Origin of the sequence: Bartonella sp. F02 (genome assembly GCF_026929975.1) — a bacterium.
GTDB lineage: Bacteria > Pseudomonadota > Alphaproteobacteria > Rhizobiales > Rhizobiaceae > Bartonella.
Genome location: NZ_JANHOK010000002.1, coordinates 99167 through 122392, shown reverse-complemented (window position 1 = coordinate 122392; position 23226 = coordinate 99167). Strand labels below are relative to the sequence as shown.

General features: G+C 36.4%; 21 protein-coding genes and 2 tRNA genes. 7 read left to right on the top strand and 16 right to left on the bottom strand.

Annotated features, from left to right (window positions below):
• Nucleotides 1–2 precede the first annotated feature (2 nt).
• The 14 genes from NPY00_RS01985 to NPY00_RS01920 all read right to left on the bottom strand — a co-directional run bounded on the left by NPY00_RS01985 (nt 3) and on the right by NPY00_RS01920 (nt 13642).
• Nucleotides 3–1472, bottom strand: coding sequence for an NADH-quinone oxidoreductase subunit M (locus tag NPY00_RS01985; RefSeq protein ID WP_269020544.1), 1470 nt, complete (start codon nt 1470–1472; stop codon nt 3–5).
• Nucleotides 1472–3436, bottom strand: coding sequence for an NADH-quinone oxidoreductase subunit L (gene nuoL / locus NPY00_RS01980; RefSeq protein ID WP_269020358.1), 1965 nt, complete (start codon nt 3434–3436; stop codon nt 1472–1474). The genes NPY00_RS01985 and nuoL overlap by 1 nt, the downstream gene beginning before the upstream one ends.
• A 6-nt stretch (nt 3437–3442) precedes the next feature.
• Nucleotides 3443–3751, bottom strand: a complete 309-nt coding sequence (gene nuoK, locus NPY00_RS01975; protein ID WP_269020357.1) for an NADH-quinone oxidoreductase subunit NuoK — start codon at nt 3749–3751, stop codon at nt 3443–3445.
• Nucleotides 3752–3764: 13 nt separating this feature from the next.
• Nucleotides 3765–4385, bottom strand: coding sequence for an NADH-quinone oxidoreductase subunit J (locus NPY00_RS01970; protein WP_269020356.1), 621 nt, complete (start codon nt 4383–4385; stop codon nt 3765–3767).
• 97 nt (nt 4386–4482) lie between these two features.
• Complete coding sequence (gene nuoI / locus NPY00_RS01965; protein WP_269020355.1) at nt 4483–4974, bottom strand: NADH-quinone oxidoreductase subunit NuoI; 492 nt, start codon at nt 4972–4974, stop codon at nt 4483–4485.
• A gap of 13 nt (nt 4975–4987) precedes the next feature.
• Complete coding sequence (nuoH, locus tag NPY00_RS01960; protein ID WP_269020354.1) at nt 4988–6034, bottom strand: NADH-quinone oxidoreductase subunit NuoH; 1047 nt, start codon at nt 6032–6034, stop codon at nt 4988–4990.
• 22 nt (nt 6035–6056) lie between these two features.
• On the bottom strand, nt 6057–8126 hold the full coding sequence (gene nuoG / locus NPY00_RS01955) for an NADH-quinone oxidoreductase subunit NuoG (protein ID WP_269020538.1): 2070 nt from the start codon (nt 8124–8126) through the stop codon (nt 6057–6059).
• 61 nt (nt 8127–8187) lie between these two features.
• Nucleotides 8188–9495 (bottom strand): NADH-quinone oxidoreductase subunit NuoF, encoded by a 1308-nt coding sequence (nuoF, locus tag NPY00_RS01950; RefSeq protein ID WP_269020353.1) that lies wholly within the window; start codon nt 9493–9495, stop codon nt 8188–8190.
• Between the two features lie 159 nt (nt 9496–9654).
• A complete protein-coding gene (nuoE, locus tag NPY00_RS01945) occupies nt 9655–10317 on the bottom strand; it encodes an NADH-quinone oxidoreductase subunit NuoE (RefSeq protein WP_269020352.1) in 663 nt (220 codons plus the stop codon).
• Nucleotides 10317–11507, bottom strand: a complete 1191-nt coding sequence (locus NPY00_RS01940; RefSeq protein ID WP_269020351.1) for an NADH-quinone oxidoreductase subunit D — start codon at nt 11505–11507, stop codon at nt 10317–10319. The genes nuoE and NPY00_RS01940 overlap by 1 nt, the downstream gene beginning before the upstream one ends.
• Nucleotides 11508–11692: 185 nt before the next feature.
• Nucleotides 11693–12304 (bottom strand): NADH-quinone oxidoreductase subunit C, encoded by a 612-nt coding sequence (locus tag NPY00_RS01935; RefSeq protein ID WP_269020350.1) that lies wholly within the window; start codon nt 12302–12304, stop codon nt 11693–11695.
• 10 nt (nt 12305–12314) lie between these two features.
• The gene (locus NPY00_RS01930) at nt 12315–12896 is read right to left on the bottom strand and encodes a NuoB/complex I 20 kDa subunit family protein (RefSeq protein ID WP_269020349.1); all 582 of its coding nucleotides are present in this window, start codon (nt 12894–12896) and stop codon (nt 12315–12317) included.
• Nucleotides 12887–13252: an NADH-quinone oxidoreductase subunit A gene (locus NPY00_RS01925; RefSeq protein ID WP_269020348.1), complete on the bottom strand. Its 366-nt coding sequence runs from the start codon at nt 13250–13252 to the stop codon at nt 12887–12889. The genes NPY00_RS01930 and NPY00_RS01925 overlap by 10 nt, the downstream gene beginning before the upstream one ends.
• A gap of 313 nt (nt 13253–13565) precedes the next feature.
• Nucleotides 13566–13642: transfer RNA gene (locus NPY00_RS01920), tRNA-Asp, on the bottom strand.
• 181 nt (nt 13643–13823) lie between these two features.
• On the opposite strand from NPY00_RS01920, the gene NPY00_RS01915 reads away from it, so the two are divergent.
• From NPY00_RS01915 to parE, 5 genes are all read left to right on the top strand, one after another.
• A tRNA-Val gene (locus tag NPY00_RS01915) sits at nt 13824–13899 on the top strand.
• A 368-nt stretch (nt 13900–14267) separates the two neighbouring features.
• Nucleotides 14268–14912 carry a LemA family protein gene (locus NPY00_RS01910; protein WP_269020347.1) on the top strand — a complete coding sequence of 215 codons (645 nt, stop codon included), beginning with the start codon at nt 14268–14270 and terminating at the stop codon, nt 14910–14912.
• Nucleotides 14913–15761, top strand: coding sequence for a TPM domain-containing protein (locus NPY00_RS01905; protein WP_269020346.1), 849 nt, complete (start codon nt 14913–14915; stop codon nt 15759–15761).
• 420 nt (nt 15762–16181) lie between these two features.
• A complete protein-coding gene (gene lipB / locus NPY00_RS01900) occupies nt 16182–16919 on the top strand; it encodes a lipoyl(octanoyl) transferase LipB (protein ID WP_269020345.1) in 738 nt (245 codons plus the stop codon).
• A gap of 91 nt (nt 16920–17010) precedes the next feature.
• The gene (gene parE / locus NPY00_RS01895) at nt 17011–19089 is read left to right on the top strand and encodes a DNA topoisomerase IV subunit B (RefSeq protein ID WP_269020344.1); all 2079 of its coding nucleotides are present in this window, start codon (nt 17011–17013) and stop codon (nt 19087–19089) included.
• 26 nt (nt 19090–19115) lie between these two features.
• Here the strand turns inward: parE and recJ are convergent, their stop codons facing one another.
• On the bottom strand, nt 19116–20900 hold the full coding sequence (recJ, locus tag NPY00_RS01890; protein WP_269020343.1) for a single-stranded-DNA-specific exonuclease RecJ: 1785 nt from the start codon (nt 20898–20900) through the stop codon (nt 19116–19118).
• 295 nt (nt 20901–21195) lie between these two features.
• Between recJ and rplM the strand changes: the two genes are divergently transcribed.
• Both rplM and rpsI read left to right on the top strand, forming a co-directional pair.
• On the top strand, nt 21196–21660 hold the full coding sequence (gene rplM / locus NPY00_RS01885; protein WP_269020342.1) for a 50S ribosomal protein L13: 465 nt from the start codon (nt 21196–21198) through the stop codon (nt 21658–21660).
• Between the two features lie 2 nt (nt 21661–21662).
• The gene (rpsI, locus tag NPY00_RS01880; RefSeq protein WP_269020341.1) at nt 21663–22148 is read left to right on the top strand and encodes a 30S ribosomal protein S9; all 486 of its coding nucleotides are present in this window, start codon (nt 21663–21665) and stop codon (nt 22146–22148) included.
• A 138-nt stretch (nt 22149–22286) separates the two neighbouring features.
• Here the strand turns inward: rpsI and NPY00_RS01875 are convergent, their stop codons facing one another.
• Nucleotides 22287–22652 carry a response regulator gene (locus tag NPY00_RS01875; RefSeq protein ID WP_269020340.1) on the bottom strand — a complete coding sequence of 122 codons (366 nt, stop codon included), beginning with the start codon at nt 22650–22652 and terminating at the stop codon, nt 22287–22289.
• Between the last annotated feature and the right edge of the window lie 574 nt (nt 22653–23226).

The window sequence follows — 23226 nt, the reverse complement described above, 5'->3', positions numbered from 1 at the left end:
ATTTAGTGTAACTTATTGACAAGAGCTTTTACAGCAGATGTTGTTGTTTTAAGAATTGGCGTTGGATAAACACCAAAAAATACTGTAAGAACAATCATAGGATAAAGGATGAATTTTTCTCTCGAAGATAAATCAGTGAGTATTCTTACACTTTCTTTATCTAAAGAACCTAAAACAACACGACGATAAAGGTAAAGTGCATAAGCCGCTGACAAAATAACGCCGGTTGTAGCAAATACAACAACTAATTTATTTATTTGAAAGACACCTATTAAAGTCAAAAATTCACCTAAGAATCCTGATGTTCCTGGCAAACCAATATTTGCCATAGTAAAAATCAAAAAGACAACAGCATATTTAGGCATGTTATTCACTAAACCCCCAAAAGCAGAAATTTCTCGTGTGTGCAGACGATCATAAATAACCCCAACACAAAGAAATAATGCCGATGAAACAATACCATGCGAGAGCATCTGGTAAATAGCACCTTGGATCCCTTGTTCATTAGCAGCAAAGATACCCATCGTCACATACCCCATATGCGCTATTGATGAATAAGCGATAAGTTTTTTCATATCACTTTGAACGAGCGCAACCAATGATGTGTAAATAATAGCAACAAGTGATAACGTAAAAACAAAGGGTGTGAAATAAACTGAAGCAAAAGGAAACATAGGCAAAGAAAAACGAAGAAACCCATACCCTCCTAATTTCAGTAAGACACCCGCTAAAATAACAGAGCCTGCTGTTGGCGCTTCAACGTGTGCATCAGGCAACCATGTATGAACAGGCCACATAGGCATTTTAACAGCAAAAGAAGCAAAAAAAGCAAGCCATAACCATATCTGCATTTGTGCAGGAAATTGATAAGTTAATAAAGTCGGTATATCGAGAGTTCCTGTTTTCCAATACATCGCCATTACCGCAACAAGCATTAAAACAGAACCCAATAAAGTATATAAGAAAAACTTCATACTCGCATAAACACGACGTTTTCCACCCCAAACACCAATAATAATAAACATTGGAATGAGACTGGCTTCAAAAAAAACATAAAACAGCATCGCATCAAGAGCACAAAAAACTCCAATAATTGCTACTTCAAGAAGAAGAAAAGCAATCATATAGGCTTTCAATCTATCTTTAATAGTCTTCCAACTCGCTAAAATACAAAAGGGTAATAAAAAAGCTGAAAGAACAACAAAAAGGACAGAAATACCATCAACTCCCATATGGTAGCTAATTCCATTTCCTAACCAATTAAATTTCTCAACCATTTGGAAAGAAGAGTCTGTATGATCAAAACCTGCCCAAATAACTAAAGAAATGACAAAAACAAAAACAGTCGTGAAAAATGCCACATTCCGTATATTACGCTTTGCTGCATCACTATCATCTTTGATTAAAGCAATCAAAAACACACCAACAAGCGGCAAAAATGTGACCGTAGAAAGAATAGGCCAGTCGGTCATCAGTTCAAACTCCTGATCATCATCCATGTAATCAACGCTGCAACACCAATCAACATTACAAATGCATAGTGATAAAGATAACCTGTTTGTATGCGAATAACTTTGTTTGTAATATCAATAACACGTGCAGCAATACCATTTGGTCCTAAACCATCAATAATTTTACCGTCACACACTTTCCAAAAAAAACGACCAATTACAAAAGAAGAACGAACAAACAAAAGATTATATAATTCGTCAAAATACCACTTATTATACAGAAAACGATATAATGCAGGCATTAATCGAGCAAGTCTATCGGGAGTTGAAGGAAACAAAATATAGAAGAAATAAGCTAAAACCAACCCAACAACCATAGCAATACATGGCAACCATTTTACCCAATTCAACACATTATGCGCCTCATGGAGAATGTGATTGTGACTCCCTGTAAACAACGCACCTTTCCAAAAAGATTCATAGAGATCACCAAAAAAATAAGGTTGAAAAACCACTCCAGCAAATAATGCCCCTATAGATAAAATAAAAAGTGGAATCAACATAACAGGAGCAGATTCATGAACATGGTGCATAACATCTACAGTTGCACGTGGCTTACCATGAAATGTCATAAATATAAGGCGCCACGAATAAAAACTCGTCAATAAAGCAGCAAAAACAAGAAGCCAAAAAGCATACCCTGAAGCGATATTATGCGATACAAAAGCAGATTCTATAATTGAATCTTTTGAGAAAAATCCTGCTGTACCAAAAAGTGTTCCTGGGATACCAACACCTGTTAACGCAATAGTTCCTACAATCATCATCCAATAAGTTACCTTAATATGTTTACGTAGACCTCCCATTTTTCTCATATCTTGTTCATCAGATACAGCATGTATCACAGAGCCCGCACCAAGAAATAATAACGCTTTAAAAAACGCATGCGTAAAAAGATGAAAAACTGCTGCTCCATATGCTCCAACACCTAAAGCAACAAACATATAACCAAGTTGTGAGCACGTAGAATAAGCAATAACGCGCTTAATATCGTTCTGCACTAATCCCACAGTAGCTGCAAAGAATGCTGTTGTCGCTCCAACAATAGTGATCACTGTCAAAGCAATCGAAGAAAGCTCAAAAATTGGTGACATCCGTGCAATCATAAAGACACCAGCAGTTACCATTGTTGCCGCATGAATAAGTGCAGAAACAGGTGTAGGTCCTTCCATTGCATCAGGAAGCCATGTATGCAAAAGAAATTGTGCTGATTTTCCCATAGCACCAACAAACAAAAGAAGACACGCCACAGTAATTGCTATTGATCCATCAAGTTGCCAACCCAAGAATGTTATGTCTTGCATAAAATCATTGTCCGCAGCTTTTGCAAAAATAGATGAAAAACTAACTGATTGAAATAAAATGAAAATGGCAAAGATTCCTAAAAGAAAACCAAAATCTCCAACACGATTGACCACAAAAGCTTTCATCGCTGCTTTATTAGCTGAAGCACGTTGAAACCAAAAGCCTATGAGCAAATAAGATGCAAGCCCAACACCTTCCCATCCAAAAAACATTTGGATTAAGTTATTAGCTGTTACCAACATAAGCATCATAAATGTAAACAAAGACAAGTAAGCAAAAAAACGAGGTCTAGAAGGATCATGATGCATATAACCAATAGAATAAATATGGACTAATGCGGAAACACTATTCACAACAACGAGCATAACAGCTGTTAATGTATCAATATGCAATGCCCAATCAAACACCAATGCATCAATAGTGACCCAATGTAAAACTAATACATCAGCTACTGAAGTATGACCAATAGCAATACCCAAAAAAGAAATCCACGACAATGCCGCAACAACAACCATAAAGCTGCATGTTATCAACTCGCTTGCACGTGCTCCTATAGTGTTTCCACCTATAGCAGCAATTAAAAAACCTAAGAGTGGAAGAAAGACGATTGCATAATACATCACTTATCAGCCTTTCATAACATTAACATCTTCAACTGCTATAGAACCGCGATTACGGAAAAAAACAACAAGTATTGCCAAACCAATTGCAGATTCAGCTGCAGCTACTGTTAAAATAAACAAAGCAAATATCTGACCAACTAAATCATGAAGAAACGCAGAAAAAGCAACAAAATTAAGATTAACTGACAGCAATATCAACTCAATTGACATAAGAATAATAATGACATTTTTTCTGTTTAAAAAAATGCCTAAAATACCAATTGTGAACATCATTGCAGAAACAGTGAGATAATGAACAATACCAATATGCATAACAATTTTCTCGCTAAATGCCTTTACCTGATTCAACTTTTTTAATTTCAATTGCATTTTCTGCTGTTCTAGCAACTTGCACAGCAATTGATTGTCGCTTAACACCTGATTTATGACGAAGCGTTAAAACAATAGCACCAATCATTGCAACTAATAAAATTATTCCAGCAATTTGAAAGTGAAAAACATAATTCGTATACAGAATATCTCCTAATGCCTGAGTATTGGTTCGTTGCACTAAATCTGGCATTGGTTGTGTAATATGAATTTTTGCACTTGTAGAAAAACGACTACTAAAAAAAACAGCTATAAGCTCAATAATAACAATCAAACCAATCAACGCGCCAATAGGAGCATATCGGAGTGCACCGCTTTTCAATTCAGCAAAATCGACATCAAGCATCATAACGACAAACAAAAACAAAACGGCTACAGCACCAACATAAACAACCAATAACAGAAGACCTAAAAACTCTGCTCCTGCAAGTAAAAATAAAGCTGCAGCATTAAAAAATACCAATATTAAAAATAATACTGAATATACAGGATTGCGTGCCGCAATAACAATAATTGCACTTACAAGCATAATAAAAGAAAAGAAATAGAAAAACACCGCCGCCAGACCTGTTAGCATGGAGTTCCCCTTTATTATCCAAACATTCGGTATAAAAACTCATACCAGATTACAATTTATCGAGCAAACCACTCGATCACTCACTTAATAACACACTCTAACGATAGGGTGCATCCATTAATATATTACGAGAAATTTCTCGTTCCCAGCGATCTCCATTATTCAAAAGTTTTTCTTTGTCATAATAAAGCTCTTCACGTGTTTCTGTCGCAAACTCAAAATTTGGTCCCTCCACAATGGCATCAACTGGACAAGCCTCTTGACAAAAACCGCAGTAAATACATTTAACCATATCGATATCATAACGAACAGTTCTACGCGTTCCGTCATTACGCCGTGGCCCCGCTTCAATTGTAATAGCTTGTGCAGGACAAATTGCTTCGCATAATTTACATGCAATACACCGTTCTTCACCATTTGGATAGCGGCGTAAAGCATGTTCTCCACGGAAACGTGGTGACACAAATCCTTTCTCGTAAGGATAATTAATGGTAGGTTTTGGTGAAAAAAACTGACGCATCGCCAAGAAAAAAGCACTTACAAACTCTAATAAAAGAAGTGATTTCGCCGCCTGAATAAAACTTGACATACAAAACCTCCTTTTAAGCCAAACCAGTATACTTTAAGACAGCAGCGGTTATGACAACCATTGCTAATGAAATAGGAAGAAATACCTTCCAACCCAACCGCATTAACTGATCATAGCGATAACGTGGCACAAATGCTTTAACCATAGCAAATCCAAAAAATACAAAACACACTTTCAAAACAAACCAAATAACACCAGGAACCCAATTGAGCCACCAAACTTCTAAAGGAGGCAACCATCCACCTAAGAATAAAATGGTTGTCAGAGCGCACATTAAAACAATAGCAACATATTCACCAAGGAAAAAAAGCATATAAGGAGTCGAAGAATACTCAATCATATGTCCTGCAACAAGCTCTGATTCTGCTTCAACCAAATCAAAAGGAGGTCGATTTGTTTCCGCAAGCGCAGAAATAAAAAATATGACAAACATTGGAAAAAGAATTAACCAATTCCAATCAAGAAAACTGCTGAAAGGTAATCCAAGACTTGTTCCGAGTCCATTACTTTGTTTATAAACAATTGTTGTGAGATCTAATGAACCACTCACTAAAACAACTGTTACAAGAACAAAGCCAATTGAAACCTCATAAGAAACCATTTGAGCCGCTGAGCGAAGAGCACCTAAAAAAGGATATTTTGAATTTGATGCCCATCCACCCATGATAACACCATAAACTTCTAAAGAAGAAATAGCTAATATGTAAAGCAAACCAACATTAATATGAGCAATCTCCCAACCTTCATTAACCGGAACAACAGCCCAAGTTGATAAAGCAAGCGCAGCAGAAACAAAGGGAGCCAAAAGAAAAATGCTTTTATTCGCACCAGAAGGAATAATAGGTTCTTTAACAGCAAATTTAATCAAATCTGCAAAAGACTGAAGTAGCCCCCAAGGACCGACAACATTCGGACCACGACGCAATTGCACAGCCGCCCAAATTTTTCTATCTGCATAAAGCAAATAAGCAATTAAAATCAACAAAACAACCAAAAGAAGCAGTGTTTTTCCTATAATAATAAGCAATGGCAATAACCAGGCTATGAAGAAATCGTACATAATTATTTTTTTCCTCCTGCCCTTACTTTACAGCTTCTGTGATACGATGCTTTGCAAGAGATGAACATTCAGCCATAACCGCAGATGCACGCGCTATAGGATTTGTCAAATAAAAATCTTTAACCACAGAAGTAAATGTTTGCGTTCCTAAATCAGTCATTTGTGAACCGAGCGCTTTCAGATCAGTTATACACGAAGGCATAATATCATCAATGGCGCAAAAATGTGGAAAATCACTAAATAAATTTTGTCTTAATTGTAATAACGAATCAAAAGGAAGCTTCTTTTCTAAAACATCAGATAAAGCACGTAAAATGGCCCAATCTTCTTTTGCTTCACCTGGAGCAAAACCAGCTCGGTTTGTCATTTGAACGCGACCTTCCATATTAACATAAATTCCTGATTTTTCAGTATAAGCTGATGCAGGTAAAATGACATCTGCAGCATGAGCCCCATTATCACCATGACTGCCAATATAAATTGTAAAAGCCTTTTTATTAGTTAATTCTATTTCATCAGCTCCAAGTAGAAATAAAACATCACAAGTTTCAACAATATTTTCAACACCAAGTTGAGAAGTGAAACCTATATCCAATCCACCAACAGTTGATGCAACACTATGTAGAACACCAAATCCATTCCATTCTTCATTAAGAGCTCCAACCATATCAGCTAACTTAGCAAGACTTTTTAGAACAGATAAACCTTCTTTTCCTGAAATTGCTCCTTCGCCAATAAGAATAAGAGGTCTCTCAGCTTCTTTCAGCACATTTAAAAAAGCATTTTTTCCACGAATAAGTTCACTTAAAGCCTTTGCACCATTCCCAAGATGGGAGTAAGGATAACGTAAATCGACCTGCTCTCCAATGAGTGCAATTGGGAAATTCCCTTTTCGTTGACGTTTTAAAATACGTGCATTTAAAACTGCCGCTTCTATACGCGGATTAGATCCCACAATAAGAAGTGCATCAGCTTTTTCAATCCCCGCGATTGTTGGATTGAAAATGTAACTTGAACGCCCTAACTCAGATGATAAAACCAAACCTCTTTGACGACAATCAAATACTTGTGATCCTAAAGACATCAATAATTTTTTGAGTGCATACATTTCTTCAACAGATGCAAGATCTCCAGCAATTGCGCCAATTTTTTCTGCTGAAGTTTCAGAAATCGCCAGTTTAATTTTTGCAAAAGCTTCTGACCAACTTGCCGGTTGAAGTCTATCATCCTTGCGAATATATGGTTTATCAAGTCGTTGAGTCCGCAACCCATCCCAAATAAAACGTGTCTTATCAGAAATCCATTCTTCATTTACATCTTCATTAACACGCGGCATTATTCGCATCACTTCGCGACCACGGCTATCAATCCGAATAGCACTCCCAAGTCCATCCATAACATCAATAGATTCCGTTTTAATCAATTCCCATGGACGCGCGTGAAACGCATAAGGTTTTGAGGTTAAAGCACCTACCGGACAAAGATCAATCACGTTTCCTTGCAATTCAGATGTCATCGCTTTTTCAAGATATGTCGTAATTTCAGCATCCTCACCACGACCAATCAAACCAAGTTCCGAAATTCCTGCAACTTCTGTTGTAAAACGAACACAACGTGTACAATGAATACATCGTGTCATAACAGTCTTTACAAGCGGACCAATATATTTATCTTCTACTGCTCGTTTATCTTCTGTGTAACGAGAACAATCACGGCCATAAAACATTGCTTGATCTTGAAGATCGCACTCCCCACCCTGATCACATACAGGACAATCTAATGGATGATTGATCAATAGAAATTCCATAACGCCTTCTCGCGCTTTCTTTACCATCTCTGTATTGGTAAATATTTCAGGAATTTCACCATTTGGCCCTAATCGCAAATCACGAACACCCATTGCACAAGAAGCTTGAGGCTTTGGAGGACCACCCTTAACCTCAACCAAACACATACGACAATTTCCTGCTATTGATAAAGACTCATGAAAACAAAAACGGGGAACCTCAGCACCCGCAGCTTCAGCGGCTTGAAGTAATGTATAATAATCAGGAACTTCAATTTCTTTACCATCAACCTTGATATTTATCATCATTCATCCAGTCCGCAGATAATTAACACAAATTTACAATTCATTTTTCAAATTAGATTTTTTATCTCACAGCCTCTAAAGCAATATGTTTGCTTTGAACTGCATTGCGCGTATAGTCATCAATCCTTCGCTCAATCTCCGAACGAAAATTACGAATCAATCCCTGAACAGGCCATGCTGCAGCATCACCAAGAGCACAAATAGTATGCCCTTCAACCTGTTTAGAAATCTCAAACAAAAGATCAATTTCGCGTTTTTGTGCTTTCCCTTCAATCATACGCTTTAAAAGACGCATCATCCACCCCGTACCCTCGCGACATGGTGTGCATTGTCCGCAGCTTTCATGTTTAAAAAAAGCTGCTATACGCCAAATTGCCTTAATGATATCCGTTGATTTATCCATAACAATCATACCACCAGTCCCAAAAGAAGACCCAACATCACGCATACCATCAAAATCCATGATCGCATCAGCCATATCTTCTCCACGAACAACAGGGCAAGAAACACCACCTGGAATGACCGCTAAAAGATTATCCCATCCACCACGAATACCTCCTGCATGCTTTTCAATTAATTCCCGAAAAGAAACCCCCATAGCTTCTTCAAATGTGCACGGTGTATTAACGTGACCAGAAACCATAAACAACTTTGTTCCAACATTATTCTCACGTCCAATTGACGAAAACCATGAAGCCCCTCGGCGCAAAATCGTTGGAACAACCGCTATCGACTCCACATTGTTCACCGTTGTTGGACAACCATAAATTCCCATATTTGCAGGAAACGGCGGTTTAAGCCGAGGCTGCCCTTTTTTCCCTTCAAGACTTTCAAGAAGTGCCGTTTCTTCACCACAAATATAAGCACCTGCACCATGATGTACGATAATATCACAAGCATGCCCATGTTTTGTTTTTTTACCAAGGAAACCAGCATTATAACATTCATCAATAGCAGCTTGAAGCGCTTCGCGCTCGCGAATATATTCACCACGAACATAAATAAAAGCGACATTTGCTCCCATCGCAAAAGTTGCAATAACACATCCTTCAATCAAAGTATGTGGATCATGCCGTAAGATATCACGATCTTTACACGTTCCCGGTTCTGATTCATCAGCATTAACGACCAAATAATGCGGTCGACCATCATTTTGTTTAGGCATAAAGGACCATTTCAGACCAGTAGAAAAACCAGCACCTCCGCGACCACGCAACCCCGATGCCTTCACTTCATTGATAATCCAGTCACGACCCTTTTCTATAATCGTTTTAGTTTCATCCCAATGACCACGCAACATTGCGGCCTTCAGCGATTTATCTTGCAAACCATAAATATTAGTGAAAATGCGATCTTCATCAGCTAGCATATCCGCCCCTTTTATTTATTACAGACAGCATTTTTAGCATTTTCTTCAATTCAATCCCCAAACATTTTTTCAAGATTTCTATTTTCAGTTAATAATTACTCAAAATGCAGAGTAAATAAAAAAATTATCAACAAAAAACAATACTGACTCTATTTCAATTTATTCACTACTCTTTTTCTTTTTTAAAGATTGAAATGATTTTTTTTCTTTATCCTCTTCAATAAAAGAAGTTAAATAACCAATAGGCTCCGATGACTTACGACCATTTTGCGGCCCAACAATAATATCAGATCCTTTACCAGCCGCAAATGTATCAATAATTTCTTCAAGACGCTCAGCCGTGAGATCTTCATAAGTATCTTTAAAAATCATAACCATAGGAGCATTAACACATGCACCAAGACATTCCACTTCTTCCCAAGACAAGGTTCCATCTTGATTAGGAACACAAGGATCATGGTGAATTTTTTTCTGGCAAACTTTAATCAACTCATCGGAACCGCGTAACATACAAGGGGTAGTTCCACACACTTGAATATGTGCTTTTGTTCCAACAGGATTCAACTGAAATTGAGTATAAAAAGTTGCAATCTCTAAAACACGAATATACGCCATAGAAAGCACTTGAGCCACGTGCTCAATTGCAGCGCGTGTCACCCAACCTTCTTGCTCTTGAGCACGCATCAATAAAGGAATCACAGCGGATTGTTCACGCCCCGCAGGATATTTTTTTATGGTATTTTGTACCCATACCTGATTTTCTTTTGTAAAAGAAAACTCTGCTGGTTGATGGATATCATCTGCAAGGCGACGTACAGACATTAGCGATCAATCTCCCCAAAAACAACATCAATAGAACCCAAAATGGCTGTTGCATCTGCCAGCATATGACCTCGTGTTAAAAAATCCATAGCTTGAAGATGAGCGAATCCAGGAGCGCGTAATTTAACACGATAAGGTTTATTGGTACCATCAGAAATAAGATAAACACCAAATTCACCCTTTGGAGCTTCCACAGCAACGTAAACTTCACCAGGAGGTGTACGAAAACCCTCTGTATAGAGCTTAAAATGATGAATCAGCGCTTCCATCGAACTTTTCATTTCGCTACGCTTTGGTGGTACAATTTTACGATCTAAACTTGAAACAGGCCCGTTTTTTTCAGTACTAAGTAAACGATTAACACACTGACGCATAATTTTTGCTGATTGACGCATTTCTTCCATACGAATAAGATAACGATCATAACAATCGCTATTTTTACCTACTGGAATATCAAATTCCATTTCTTCATAACATTCATAAGGTTGGCTTTTACGCAAATCCCAAGGAACACCTGCTCCTCGGATCATCACTCCAGAAAAACCGCGCGCCCAAGCATCATCAATACTCACTACACCAATATCAACATTACGCTGTTTAAAAATTCGATTTGGAGTTATAAGTTGATCAAGGTTATTAAGTGCAACAAGAAATGGATCAATAAAATTACCAATATCTTCAATTAAAGATTCAGGCAAATCCTGATGGACACCACCGGGACGAAAATAATTTGCATGAAGGCGCGCGCCGCATGCACGTTCATAAAAAATCATCAATTTTTCGCGCTGCTCAAAACCCCAAAGTGGAGGCGTCAAAGCACCAACATCCATTGCCTGCGTTGTTACATTAAGTAAGTGATTAAGAATACGCCCAATTTCAGAAAATAAAACACGAATTAATTGCCCTCGTTTCGGAACCTCAACACCCAATAGTTTTTCAATCGCAAGCACAAAAGCATGCTCTTGATTCATAGGAGCAACATAATCCAAACGATCCAAATAAGGACCTGCCTGAAGATATGTTTTTGTTTCCATTAATTTTTCGGTACCACGATGCAATAATCCAATATGCGGATCTACACGCTCAACAACTTCACCATCTAACTCCAAAACCATACGCAAAACGCCATGTGCCGCGGGATGCTGCGGACCAAAATTAATATTAAAGTTTCGGACATTGACCTCAGCCACAATCAAACCCCTTGATTCTTTTTAGATATACCCCTGATTGAACATTAATAAAGCTTTTCACCAAAACCAACAGCTCTATACAAAAATTGTATCCACATATTGATTGTGCTCGTTAAGCCAAAAGCATTCAATTATATCAACCATCTTATTACTTTAATATCACGTTAATACCATCAGCTCTAATGTTATTTTTTACCATTCGTTTTGTCATTGCATGGCAAAACATACTCTCCTCCTTCCCAAGGAGAAAGAAAATCAAAATTACGCATTTCTTGCCTAAGAACAACAGGCTCATAAATAACCCGTTTCTCCTCATTATCATAACGACATTCAACGAATCCTGTTACAGGAAAATCTTTACGCAAAGGATGCCCCTCAAACCCATAATCAGTTAAGATGCGTCTTAAATCTGGATGGCCTGAAAATAAGATACCATACATGTCATAGACTTCACGCTCATACCACTCCGCTCCAGGATAAACCGAACAAGCAGAAGCAACTGGAATAGTTTCGTCAGTACGAACCTTAACACGCAAACGCAAATTCTGACGAGGAGATAACAATTGATAAGAAACATCAAAACGTTTATCGCGAGAAGGATAATCAACTCCACTAATATCTATAATATTAATAAATTGACAACGAGAATCATCACGAACAAATAGCAAAACATCAATAATGTCATTAAGACGCGATACAATTGTCAATTCGCCAAATGCAATGACACTCTCTTCCAATTTATCTTTCAATGTATCTTTCAAGTAGGTATTAAGCTCGACCAATGATTCATTTATCATTTCAAAGCCCTTATCTCTCTATAGATCCAGTACGACGAATTTTTTTCTGTAACAACAATATACCGTATAACAATGCCTCTGCTGTAGGAGGACATCCTGGAACATAAATATCCACTGGCACAATACGATCGCAACCACGCACAACAGAATAAGAATAATGATAATATCCACCACCGTTTGCACACGATCCCATAGAAATCACATAGCGTGGCTCGGGCATTTGATCATACACTTTACGTAAAGCAGGCGCCATTTTATTGGTTAGAGTACCAGCGACCACCATCACATCTGACTGACGAGGTGAAGCGCGAGGAGCATATCCAAAGCGTTCGTTATCATAATGAGGCATTGAACACTGCATCATTTCAACAGCACAACACGCCAAACCAAAACTCATCCACATTAATGACCCCGTACGAGCCCAAGTCACCAAAGAATCTACAGAAGTTACTAAAAAACCCTTATCATCCAATTCAGCATTAATATCACGAAAAAAATCATCATTAGAACCTATTAATTCACCAGTATTCGGATCAATAAGTCCTTTTGACTTAGGAGCAACAACTGTTGAGTTATTATAAATCAATCCCATTCAAGAGCCCCCTTCTTCCATTCATAAATAAATCCAATCGTCAAAATTGCCAAAAATACAATCATCGACCAAAAACCAAACACACCTATCGCACCAAATGAAACAGCCCAAGGAAAAAGAAAAGCAACTTCAAGGTCAAAAATAATAAACAAAATTGCGACAAGATAAAACCGAATATCAAATTTCATACGCGCATCATCAAACGAATTAAATCCACATTCATAAGCTGATAATTTTTCAGGATCAGGAGCGCGATAAGCTACAATATAAGGTATAATTAAAAGGACACCAGAAATAATTGCTGAAACAACAATAAAAATTAACACTGGTAAATAAGAATTCAACAAGTGTGCCATTACTTTTTCCGCCTTAATGAAGTGTCTGAATTAACGTAATCATCCAATATTGTCTAGATCAAAATATAAATTGTAATGGTTATTCTATTCATTCTACTTATTTACTGTTAATTATTTTGTAAAAATTCAAAAGATATCACAAAGGTGATATCACTTTAAATAAGTACCGCAGAGCAAAGAAAGACGCAACCCCCCTACTCTCACAAACCATAAATTCTGAAAGGAAAAAATTAAATCAAAAAATTACAGCCAACACTGTAATTATCACGAATTTATATGGACAAAACATTTGAAAACAATGAGAAAATCGAAATGGCGCGAGTGACGGGGCTCGAACCCGCGACCTCCGGCGTGACAGGCCAGCACTCTAACCAACTGAGCTACACCCGCGCATCTTTTCGAAGTCATGATATAATAAGGTCGTGTAAGGGGTTCATGCGCTCATGTCAAGTACACTTACGCATTTTTTTAAAAAATCAAATAAATAACATCTTTTTACATCTTTATCCTTGTGTTTTTAAAAAAAATTCCTTAAAGAGTGCTCATCCGATTAATTATAGACGATTGCATCGGGCGATTAGCTCAGCTGGTAGAGCGCCTCGTTTACACCGAGGATGTCGGGAGTTCGAGTCTCTCATCGCCCACCATGTTTCTTTAATCTTACATGCAACATTTCAATTTTTAATTTTAATGAAATATAAATATTAAAGCGAAGAGATGGATTGTTCTTCGTTCACTTAGGTTTATTAAAATTCTCTATTGATCCTATATAATTTTATAGTTTTAAAACCTTCTCAGATATAATCACTTATTGGAAATAAGTAATATAACATTATACTATATCTGAATTAAATTTCTTCTAAAGAAATAAATTAATCAATAAAGATAAATATTAAAAATTTATAAAAACAAATGAACTGATAGATTATCAAACTGTTTGTTTGCAAAATTCAAAATACTTTTCATATATAAATACGTTCTATATTGCATAATAAACAGCTTTGGAGATATTCTTATGTCAAATGCATTAACTGCACCAATTTCATCTATTTTTTCTATGACTATATTTTCAAAACGGTTTTTGACCGCCATCTTCATAATATTTTTAATATCATTCTTAAGTGGTTGCGGATTTAATGCGATACCAACACAGGAAGAAAAAGCACATGCTGCATGGAGTGAAGTATTAAATCAATACCAACGCAGAACAGATCTTATTCCCAATCTTGTAGAAACCGTTAAGGCTTATGCTTCTCATGAAAAAACTGTACTGACAGATGTTATTGAAGCACGCGCAAAAGCAACACAGACAGTTATTAACGCCAATATGTTAAACAACCCGCAAATTATGCAACAATATCTGAATAATCAAGAAAGTTTATCGAGCGCACTTTCACGTCTTATGGCTGTTGTTGAAAATTACCCAGACCTTAAAGCAAATCAGAACTTTCTTGCTCTTCAATCACAATTAGAAGGAACTGAAAATCGTATTGCTGTTGCTCGTCGTGATTATATTGAAGCTGTACGAACATATAACACTACACTTAAAACAATGCCAACAATGATTTGGGCAAAATTATGGTTTCGTGACGCTAAACCTATGCAAACATTTGTTATTGATAGCAACAATCAACAAACACCAAAAGTTAACTTTAATTAAATGACATCTGTTCGACACCCTATTCGGCGTAATATTTTTCCACATTTGTTAGCTCTTATGGGTCTTCTGTGGATGATTACATTGCATGATGTTGCTTATTCACAATCTCAATTTCCTCTTTTGACTGGTCACATCAATGATACGGCTCATTTACTGGATCATGCAACGATAAGAGACCTAACAGAAAAACTAACTGAAATAGAAGAAAAATCAGGAGATCAAATTGTCGTTGTTACAATTCCAACTCTTTCGGGAATGGATATTGAAACTTATAGCAATTTTCTTTTCCGAAAATGGGCGTTGGGTCAAAAACAAATCAATAATGGTGTCCTTCTTATTGTCGCACCAAACGAACATGCAGTGCGTATTGAAGTAGGCTATGGTTTGGAAGGAGAATTAACAGACGCAATTTCCTCAATTATTATTAATAATTATCTTTTGCCTCATTTTCGCGAAAAAAATTATCAAAAAGGAATCATTGAAGCAATTAATATAATTACTAACATAATTACAAAAAATGATTCCGAATTTTCTTTTCGAATCAAAGCACAAGCAAAAAATATTGAAATACAACGTAAACAAACTGAAAAAGAAAAAATGATTGCGGATGCAGTTATATTTTTAATCTTTTTTATAATGATTGGTTTACCTATTTTAGCAATGTTTTTTGGTGAAAAAATAAGTCCTCGAAAATACCGATGGCTAGGGATCACTTTCACCCTCTGGTTCATCGGTTTAAATTCTACGAGTAGACGCTATGGTAGAAAATTCAATCAATTTCCAAGCGATCGAAGATTTAAAGGAGGTGGAGGATCATCAGGCGGTGGTGGTGCATCAGGAAGATGGTAAAACACCTTTTAATGAAAAAACTTATACTCTAATAAAAATAATTTATTACTTAAGTATTTATTGAGTTATTCTTCACTAGAACACATCAGTTTTTACAACCTTTAATCTAACTTTATTTGATTTTTCTGAGTTGTCTTAAAATATTAAATTTCAATGTTGTTCATAAAAAACTAGAAAAAACAATATAATGATAGAAATTAGTAATACAAAATATTAATTCAAAAGCTTTTCAACTACTCAACTTTTATTATATTATACAATCAATAAATAAGAGCGTCTCTTTCATATTTCTAACAAAATAAGTAGAAAAATGCTGATATCTCTCATTTTCTATTTTGACTTTAATCAATAAACCAATATCCTATTCTATGACTAATTGAAATATAAGAAATACAGAGAACTCAAACGTAAATATTAGTAATGACATTCGAATTGAAACATATAAATCGCGATCAATTATCGCATCACTTTAAAACGACTTGTCAAACTTCACCAATTGAATGGAAAATAAGTGATAACTTGATCGAATATCCAGAAGCGCTTCGCTACATGCAAGAGCGAGTAGAAAATATTTCTGCAGAAACTGCACGTGAACAAGTTTGGCTTCTTGAACATCCACCTCTTTATACAGCCGGAACAAGTGCTAAAAAAGAAGATTTATTGACACCTAATTTATTTCCTATTTACGAAGCAGGACGTGGTGGTGAATTTACATACCATGGTCCAGGACAGCGTATTGCCTATGTTATGCTTAATCTAAAGCATCGTAAACAAGATATACGTGCTTTTATCAGTGCATTAGAAGAATGGATTATACTAACACTTGCACAATTTAACATTAAAGGAGAACGTCGCGAAGACCGTGTTGGTGTTTGGATTGTACGCCCCGATCGACCACCAACAGCAAATGGAAACCCCGCTGAAGATAAAATTGCAGCAATTGGTATCCGTGTGCGAAAATGGATCAGTTTTCATGGAATTGCTATCAACGTTGATCCTGATTTATCTCACTACTCAGGTATTGTTCCTTGCGGGATTGCTAATCATGGTGTAACTAGCTTGCTTGATTTGGGCTTACCCGTTACAATACATGATGTTGATATTGCTATGAAAAAAGCATTCGAACAAATTTTTGGTCCAACAGTAAATGTTTCTTAAATACATTAATGTTTAAATAAAAAGCAGGCATATTTTTTAGGATTAAAAATTTATTTAAGAAAATTTAAACTTAGATAGATAATGAAACACTATGAGCAATAATCATAAAGATCTTTTTAGCATTTTGAATAATGCTCAATCCCAAACAGAAATGAACGTACAAGCTCAAAAAAATCTAGAAAAACCAAAAGTAATCTCTTCAGTCGCTCCTGTATCTGTCGAAAAAAACAATACAAAAGAAGAGGATTATAATGCCTTATCTATTCGAGTTCTTGAAGGTTTAGAGCCTGTACGTTTACGGCCTGGAATGTATATCGGTGGAACTGACAGTAAAGCACTTCACCATTTATTTGCCGAAATCATTGACAATGCAATGGATGAAGCTGTCGCCGGCTATGCTGATTTAATTGACGTATCTTTGGATGCAGACGGTTATTTAACAGTTACAGATAATGGACGAGGCATTCCTGTCGAAAATCATCCCCAAATGCCAGATAAATCTACTCTTGAAGTCATTATGACACAACTCCACTCAGGTGCAAAATTTGATGGAAAAGCTTATCAAACTTCTGGTGGATTGCACGGTGTAGGTGTTTCTGTTGTTAATGCACTTTCTGATAACATGGAAGTTGAAGTAGCACGAGAAAGAAAACTTTATCGCCAACGTTTTTCACGCGGTATTCCTCAATCTAGTTTAGAGGAATTAGGTGATGTTTACAACCGACGCGGAACACGAATTCGCTTCCATCCTGATCGTGAAATTTTTGGTGAGGAAATAGCTTTTGAACCAGAAAAAATTTATACAATGGCACGCTCAAAAGCCTATCTTTTTGGTGGAGTAAAAATTCGTTGGAATTGTGATCCTTTAATCCTTAAGAATATCAAAAATATTCCTGAAAAAGATGTTTTTTATTTTCCTGATGGGCTTAAAGATTATTTATTATCATCCTTGGAACAGGAATACCGTGTAACAACTGAGATTTTTTCTGGAAAAACACAACAACACGGTGCTCATGGTTCGGTTGAATGGGCTGTCGCTTGGCACGGCGGTGACGCTAATGTAAAATCTTATTGTAATACGATTCCTACTGGAGAAGGTGGAACGCATGAATTAGGATTAAGACAAGCTCTTCTGCGTGGTTTGAAATCTTATGCTGAATTAGTAGGAAATAAACGTGCAGCTATTATTACATCCGATGACGTAATGATTTCAACAGTTGCAATACTTTCAGTTTTCATCAGAGAGCCAGAATTTGTTGGTCAAACAAAAGATAGATTAGCAACAATTGAGGCACAACGTATTGTCGAAAATGCAATCCGTGATCCTTTTGATCATTGGCTTGCTAATTCTCCACAAGAAGCAAAAAAACTTCTTGAATGGGTTATTGAACGCGCTGAAGAACGTGTTAAACGACGCAAAGATAGAGAAATAAATCGAAAAACAGCTGTGCGAAAATTACGTTTGCCAGGTAAATTAGCAGACTGTAGTCAAAATACTGCTGAAGGTGCTGAACTATTTATCGTTGAAGGAGATTCCGCTGGTGGTTCTGCCAAACAAGCACGTAACAGAGCAAATCAAGCCATTTTGCCTCTTCGTGGAAAAATTTTAAATGTAGCCAGTGCTGCACGTGAAAAAATGAGCTCAAGTCAAACAATTAATGATCTTATTCTTGCTCTTGGATGTGGAACACGTTCAAAATATCGTGAAGCAGATCTCAGATATGAGCGTATTATTATTATGACAGATGCAGATGTTGACGGTGCTCATATTGCATCACTTTTAATTACTTTTTTCTTTCAGGAAATGCCTGATCTTATCCGTCATGGACATTTATATCTCGCTGTGCCTCCTCTTTACAGAATATCGCAAGGAGGAAAGATAGCTTATGCACGAGATGATGCCCATAAAGATGAATTACTCAAAACAGAATTTACTGGAAAAGCTAAAATCGAAATTGGACGGTTTAAAGGATTGGGAGAAATGCGTGCTGAACAATTGAAAGAAACAACCATGAATCCTCAAAAACGAACACTCTTACGTGTTTCTATCGACTCCCTTGAAATACAAGAAACGAAAAAAACAGTGGAAAATTTAATGGGAACAAAACCAGAGGCACGGTTTCGATTTATACAAGAAAATGCTACTTTTTCGCATAATTTAGATATATAATTTTCAAAAAATTATTGACCAAATAATCAAGTTACTGCAGCTGCATCAATAACGTGTAACTGCAAACAAGTGTTTCCTTTCCAGTGATTCAGGTTAAGATTCCCTGCCAAATGTATTGTTTTACCAATATTGTTAGAAAGAAAATGCCCGAGCGGTGTTTCTGCTGCACGAAAAGCTATTCCTTGTAATTTTTTACCTTCAATATTAGAAAAAGAAAGACGAAGATGTCCTTTTCCAAATTCACATAAATTGATCAATCGATGAGATGGAAAAACAAAAACTGGTTTCGTATTGCCTGAACCAAAAGGCCCCGCTTTTTCAATCATATCAAAAAGATCTTTATTGGCACCAGAAGCAGAAAGACAACCATCAATATAAAGAGATCTTTTAATACGTAAATCTGAAACCATTGACGAGACTTTTTTTTCTAACCAATCTCGAAAAATTTCAATTTTTTCCCACTGGATTGTCAATCCAGCTGCCATAGTATGTCCCCCACCCTTTTCTAGCAGACCTAATGTAACCGCTTCACGAACAATCATACCAATATCTATACCGTTAATTGAACGCCCTGATCCCGTACCACTTCCATCTTTTTTTAAAGCAATTGCAAAAACCGGACAAAAAAAACGTTCTTTTAAACGAGATGCAAGAAGACCAACAATGCCTGGATGCCACTCTTGATGAGCAATGACAAGTGACGATGGTATTTCTGAATTTTGACACAAATTATCAATATAAGCCTCTGCTTGAGCTAATTGAATACTCTCCATTTCTTGGCGTTCTTGATTAAGCTGATCCAATTGTTTTGCCATTTTTTCAGCTTCATCTCTATCATCACAGCAAAGTAAACGCGCCCCTAGAGCCTGATCTCCAATACGCCCCCCAGCATTAATTCTAGGACCCAGTAAAAAACCTAGATGAAAAGTATTAAGAGGTTCACCAATACGAGAGACTCTTGTTAAAGCTTCTATTCCAGGATTATTCATAGAACGTGCAACTTGAAGCCCTTTAATCACAAAAGCACGATTAACCCCCTGTAAAGGAACAATGTCGCATATAGTCGCCAACGCAACAAGATCAAGCATTCCCATAAGATCTGGGAGTTTCTTTCCCCATTTCTTTTCCCGTAATAAGTGATTAACCCACGCTAATGTAACAAATACAACACCTGCAGCGCATAGGTGTCCTTGTTCAGAAAAATCATCTGGGCGATTAGGGTTAACAAGAGCAACGGCTTCAGAATGAATATCCGCCATTTGATGATGATCGAGAACCACAACGTCAGCTCCCGCAAGCCGAGCAGCTTTCACAGCATCTGGACTGTTTGCACCACAATCAACAGTAATAATTAAGCTAGCTCCTTCTTGCACAAGATTCTTCATTGCTTGCTCATTTGGACCATAACCTTCAACAATGCGATCAGGAATATAAATTTTTACGTCTAGGCCAAAACAACACATAAAGCGTGCAAGAAGAGCTGATGAACATGCACCATCAACATCATAATCACCAAAAATAGCAATTTTCTCTTGCTTTATAATCGCTTGCACCAAACGTTCTGCTGCACATTCCATATCTCTGAAGCTTTTTGGATTAGGCATTAACGTGCGCAATGTTGGATTGATAAAAGTAATTGCTTCAGATTCATCAACATTTCTTGCCGAAAGGACACGGGCTAACTGATCCGGTAAACCAAATTTTTGAGAAATAGCGCGAGCATTATTTGCTCTTGGTACATCAAGAGCATCAAGCCATGCCTGACCGCAAGCAGAAGATTCAACATCGAGAAAATAACGAAGATGCTGCATTGTTATTTCTGTATAATAAAAGGAGTTAAGGTACAATCAATATTTACAACGAAACATGCTTATTACAAAAGATTACTTAGTTCCAAAATATTCATTCAATTTGTTTAATAAAAATATTATAATGTCCCTTCTATACAGAGTACTGGTTTTTATTTTTTCTTGACGCAGATGGTAAGACATTATATCAAAAAAACAACATACGATAGAGTGTGTTTCGTTGTGGTAATATTTCACAACATTAAGCAACAAAAAATGCCCTCAATTTATAGAGGGATTCAACAAAGGATTAGCTTCTATGGCAACTTTTTCGCAAAAGCCAACTGAAGTGGTGAAGAAATGGGTTATTATTGATGCAGAAAACCTAGTTTTAGGTCGTCTTGCTACACTCGTTGCAAACCGCTTACGTGGGAAACACAAAGCTACTTTCACTCCACACGTTGACGATGGTGATAATGTCATTGTGATTAACGCAGGAAAAATAGCTCTTACTGGTAAAAAATATACCAATAAAAAATATTATTGGCACACTGGTTATATTGGTGGAATAAAAGAACGTACGGCTCGTCAGATTCTTGAAGGTCGTTTTCCTGAACGAGTTGTTGAAAAAGCCGTAGAGCGTATGATCCCCCGTGGCCCACTTGGTCGCCGTCAAATGAAGAATCTCCGTGTTTATGCTGGTGATCAACATCCGCATGCAGCACAACAGCCCGAAATTCTTGATGTTGGTGCTCTGAACCGCAAAAATAAAAGGATCGCTTAATTATGGCTGAAATGAATTCTCTTTCTCAATTAAATGCTGCAACAAACGACGTAGAAATTAATAAAAATGTCGCTCCTGTTCACGTGCAGAAGCTTGATTCTCAAGGACGTGCCTACGCAACAGGAAAACGTAAAGATGCTGTTGCTCGTGTATGGGTCAAACCAGGTTCTGGAAAAATTATTATCAACAATAAAGAATTTGATAAGTATTTTGCTCGTCCTGTTCTTAGAATGATTTTGCGTCAACCTATTGTTATAGCAAAAAGAGATACTCAATTTGATATTGTTGCAACCGTTTCAGGTGGAGGCCTTTCTGGTCAAGCAGGTGCTGTACGTCACGGAATTTCAAAAGCATTAACCTATTACGAACCAGAGCTTCGCCCCATTTTAAAGAAAAATGGATTTCTTACGCGTGATAGTCGTGTTGTTGAACGTAAAAAACACGGTAGAGCAAAAGCACGTCGTTCTTTCCAATTCTCAAAACGATAATTTTTTGCTTTTATATGACACAGATAACCTCGCTTGTAGCGGGGTTTTTTGTATCAAAAGACAACACAAAAGTTTTTTTAAAATAATATTCCTAATATTTTTAAAATTTTTATTTCGATATCAAAAAAATTAAAAACTTCAGTCCAAAAAATTCTTTACCATCGTAATAAAATGAGGAACGGAAATAGGTTTCGACATATATTCTTCACATCCACTTGCACGAATCCGCTCTTCATCTCCTTTCATAGCAAAAGCAGTTACTGCAACAACAGGAATGGATTTAAGTTCTTCATCTTTTTTTAACTGCTTAATAATATCAATGCCTGAAACTTCAGGTAATTGAATATCCATAAGAATAAGAGAAGGTTTTGATGAGCGTGCTAAATTTAATGCAGCAAGGCCATTCCGAGTTTCAACGGTTTCATAACCACTTGCTTCTACAAGATCACGGAATAATTTCATATTAAGTTCATTGTCTTCCACGATCATTACTTTTTTTAGCATTAAATAACTCCACCCTTTATAAATTAAGGTACATTATCGCTTAGCTAAAATAAAATAATAAAAAAATTATAAACTATAAAGAATTCGTAGTGCTTGCGATAAAAATATCTTTTCAAACTGAACAAGAATAAAAACTAAAAATACTTTTGGAATTAACATTACCACTATAAGTTTTTAATTAATAGATGACTTTTCTATCAATATCTTCGATAGTTCTCATCATAAAATCATCTAATAAAATAAAAAATTATCCTCGTGATTTTTAAAAAAATTGCTTCAAAGGATATTTTAAATATTTAATGTATAATTTGAAAAGATAAATAAAAAGAATCAAAAAGTATAAAAAATTCTGCATACTTGATTCTACAAACTTGATGATGATCCCGACAAGTTTTGATTTCTAATTTTATACAAAATAATAATTTGATTTTATTAGCATTTTTTCAAGGTTAGAGAACAGAAGTTTGCAATCAGTTTTTCTTTTTGAATTTCCATGCACTCACGAACATACCACCTACGTGGTTTTTTTTCGCATTCAGCAAGAACTCTCGCTTTAGTGATTATTTCCATCTTA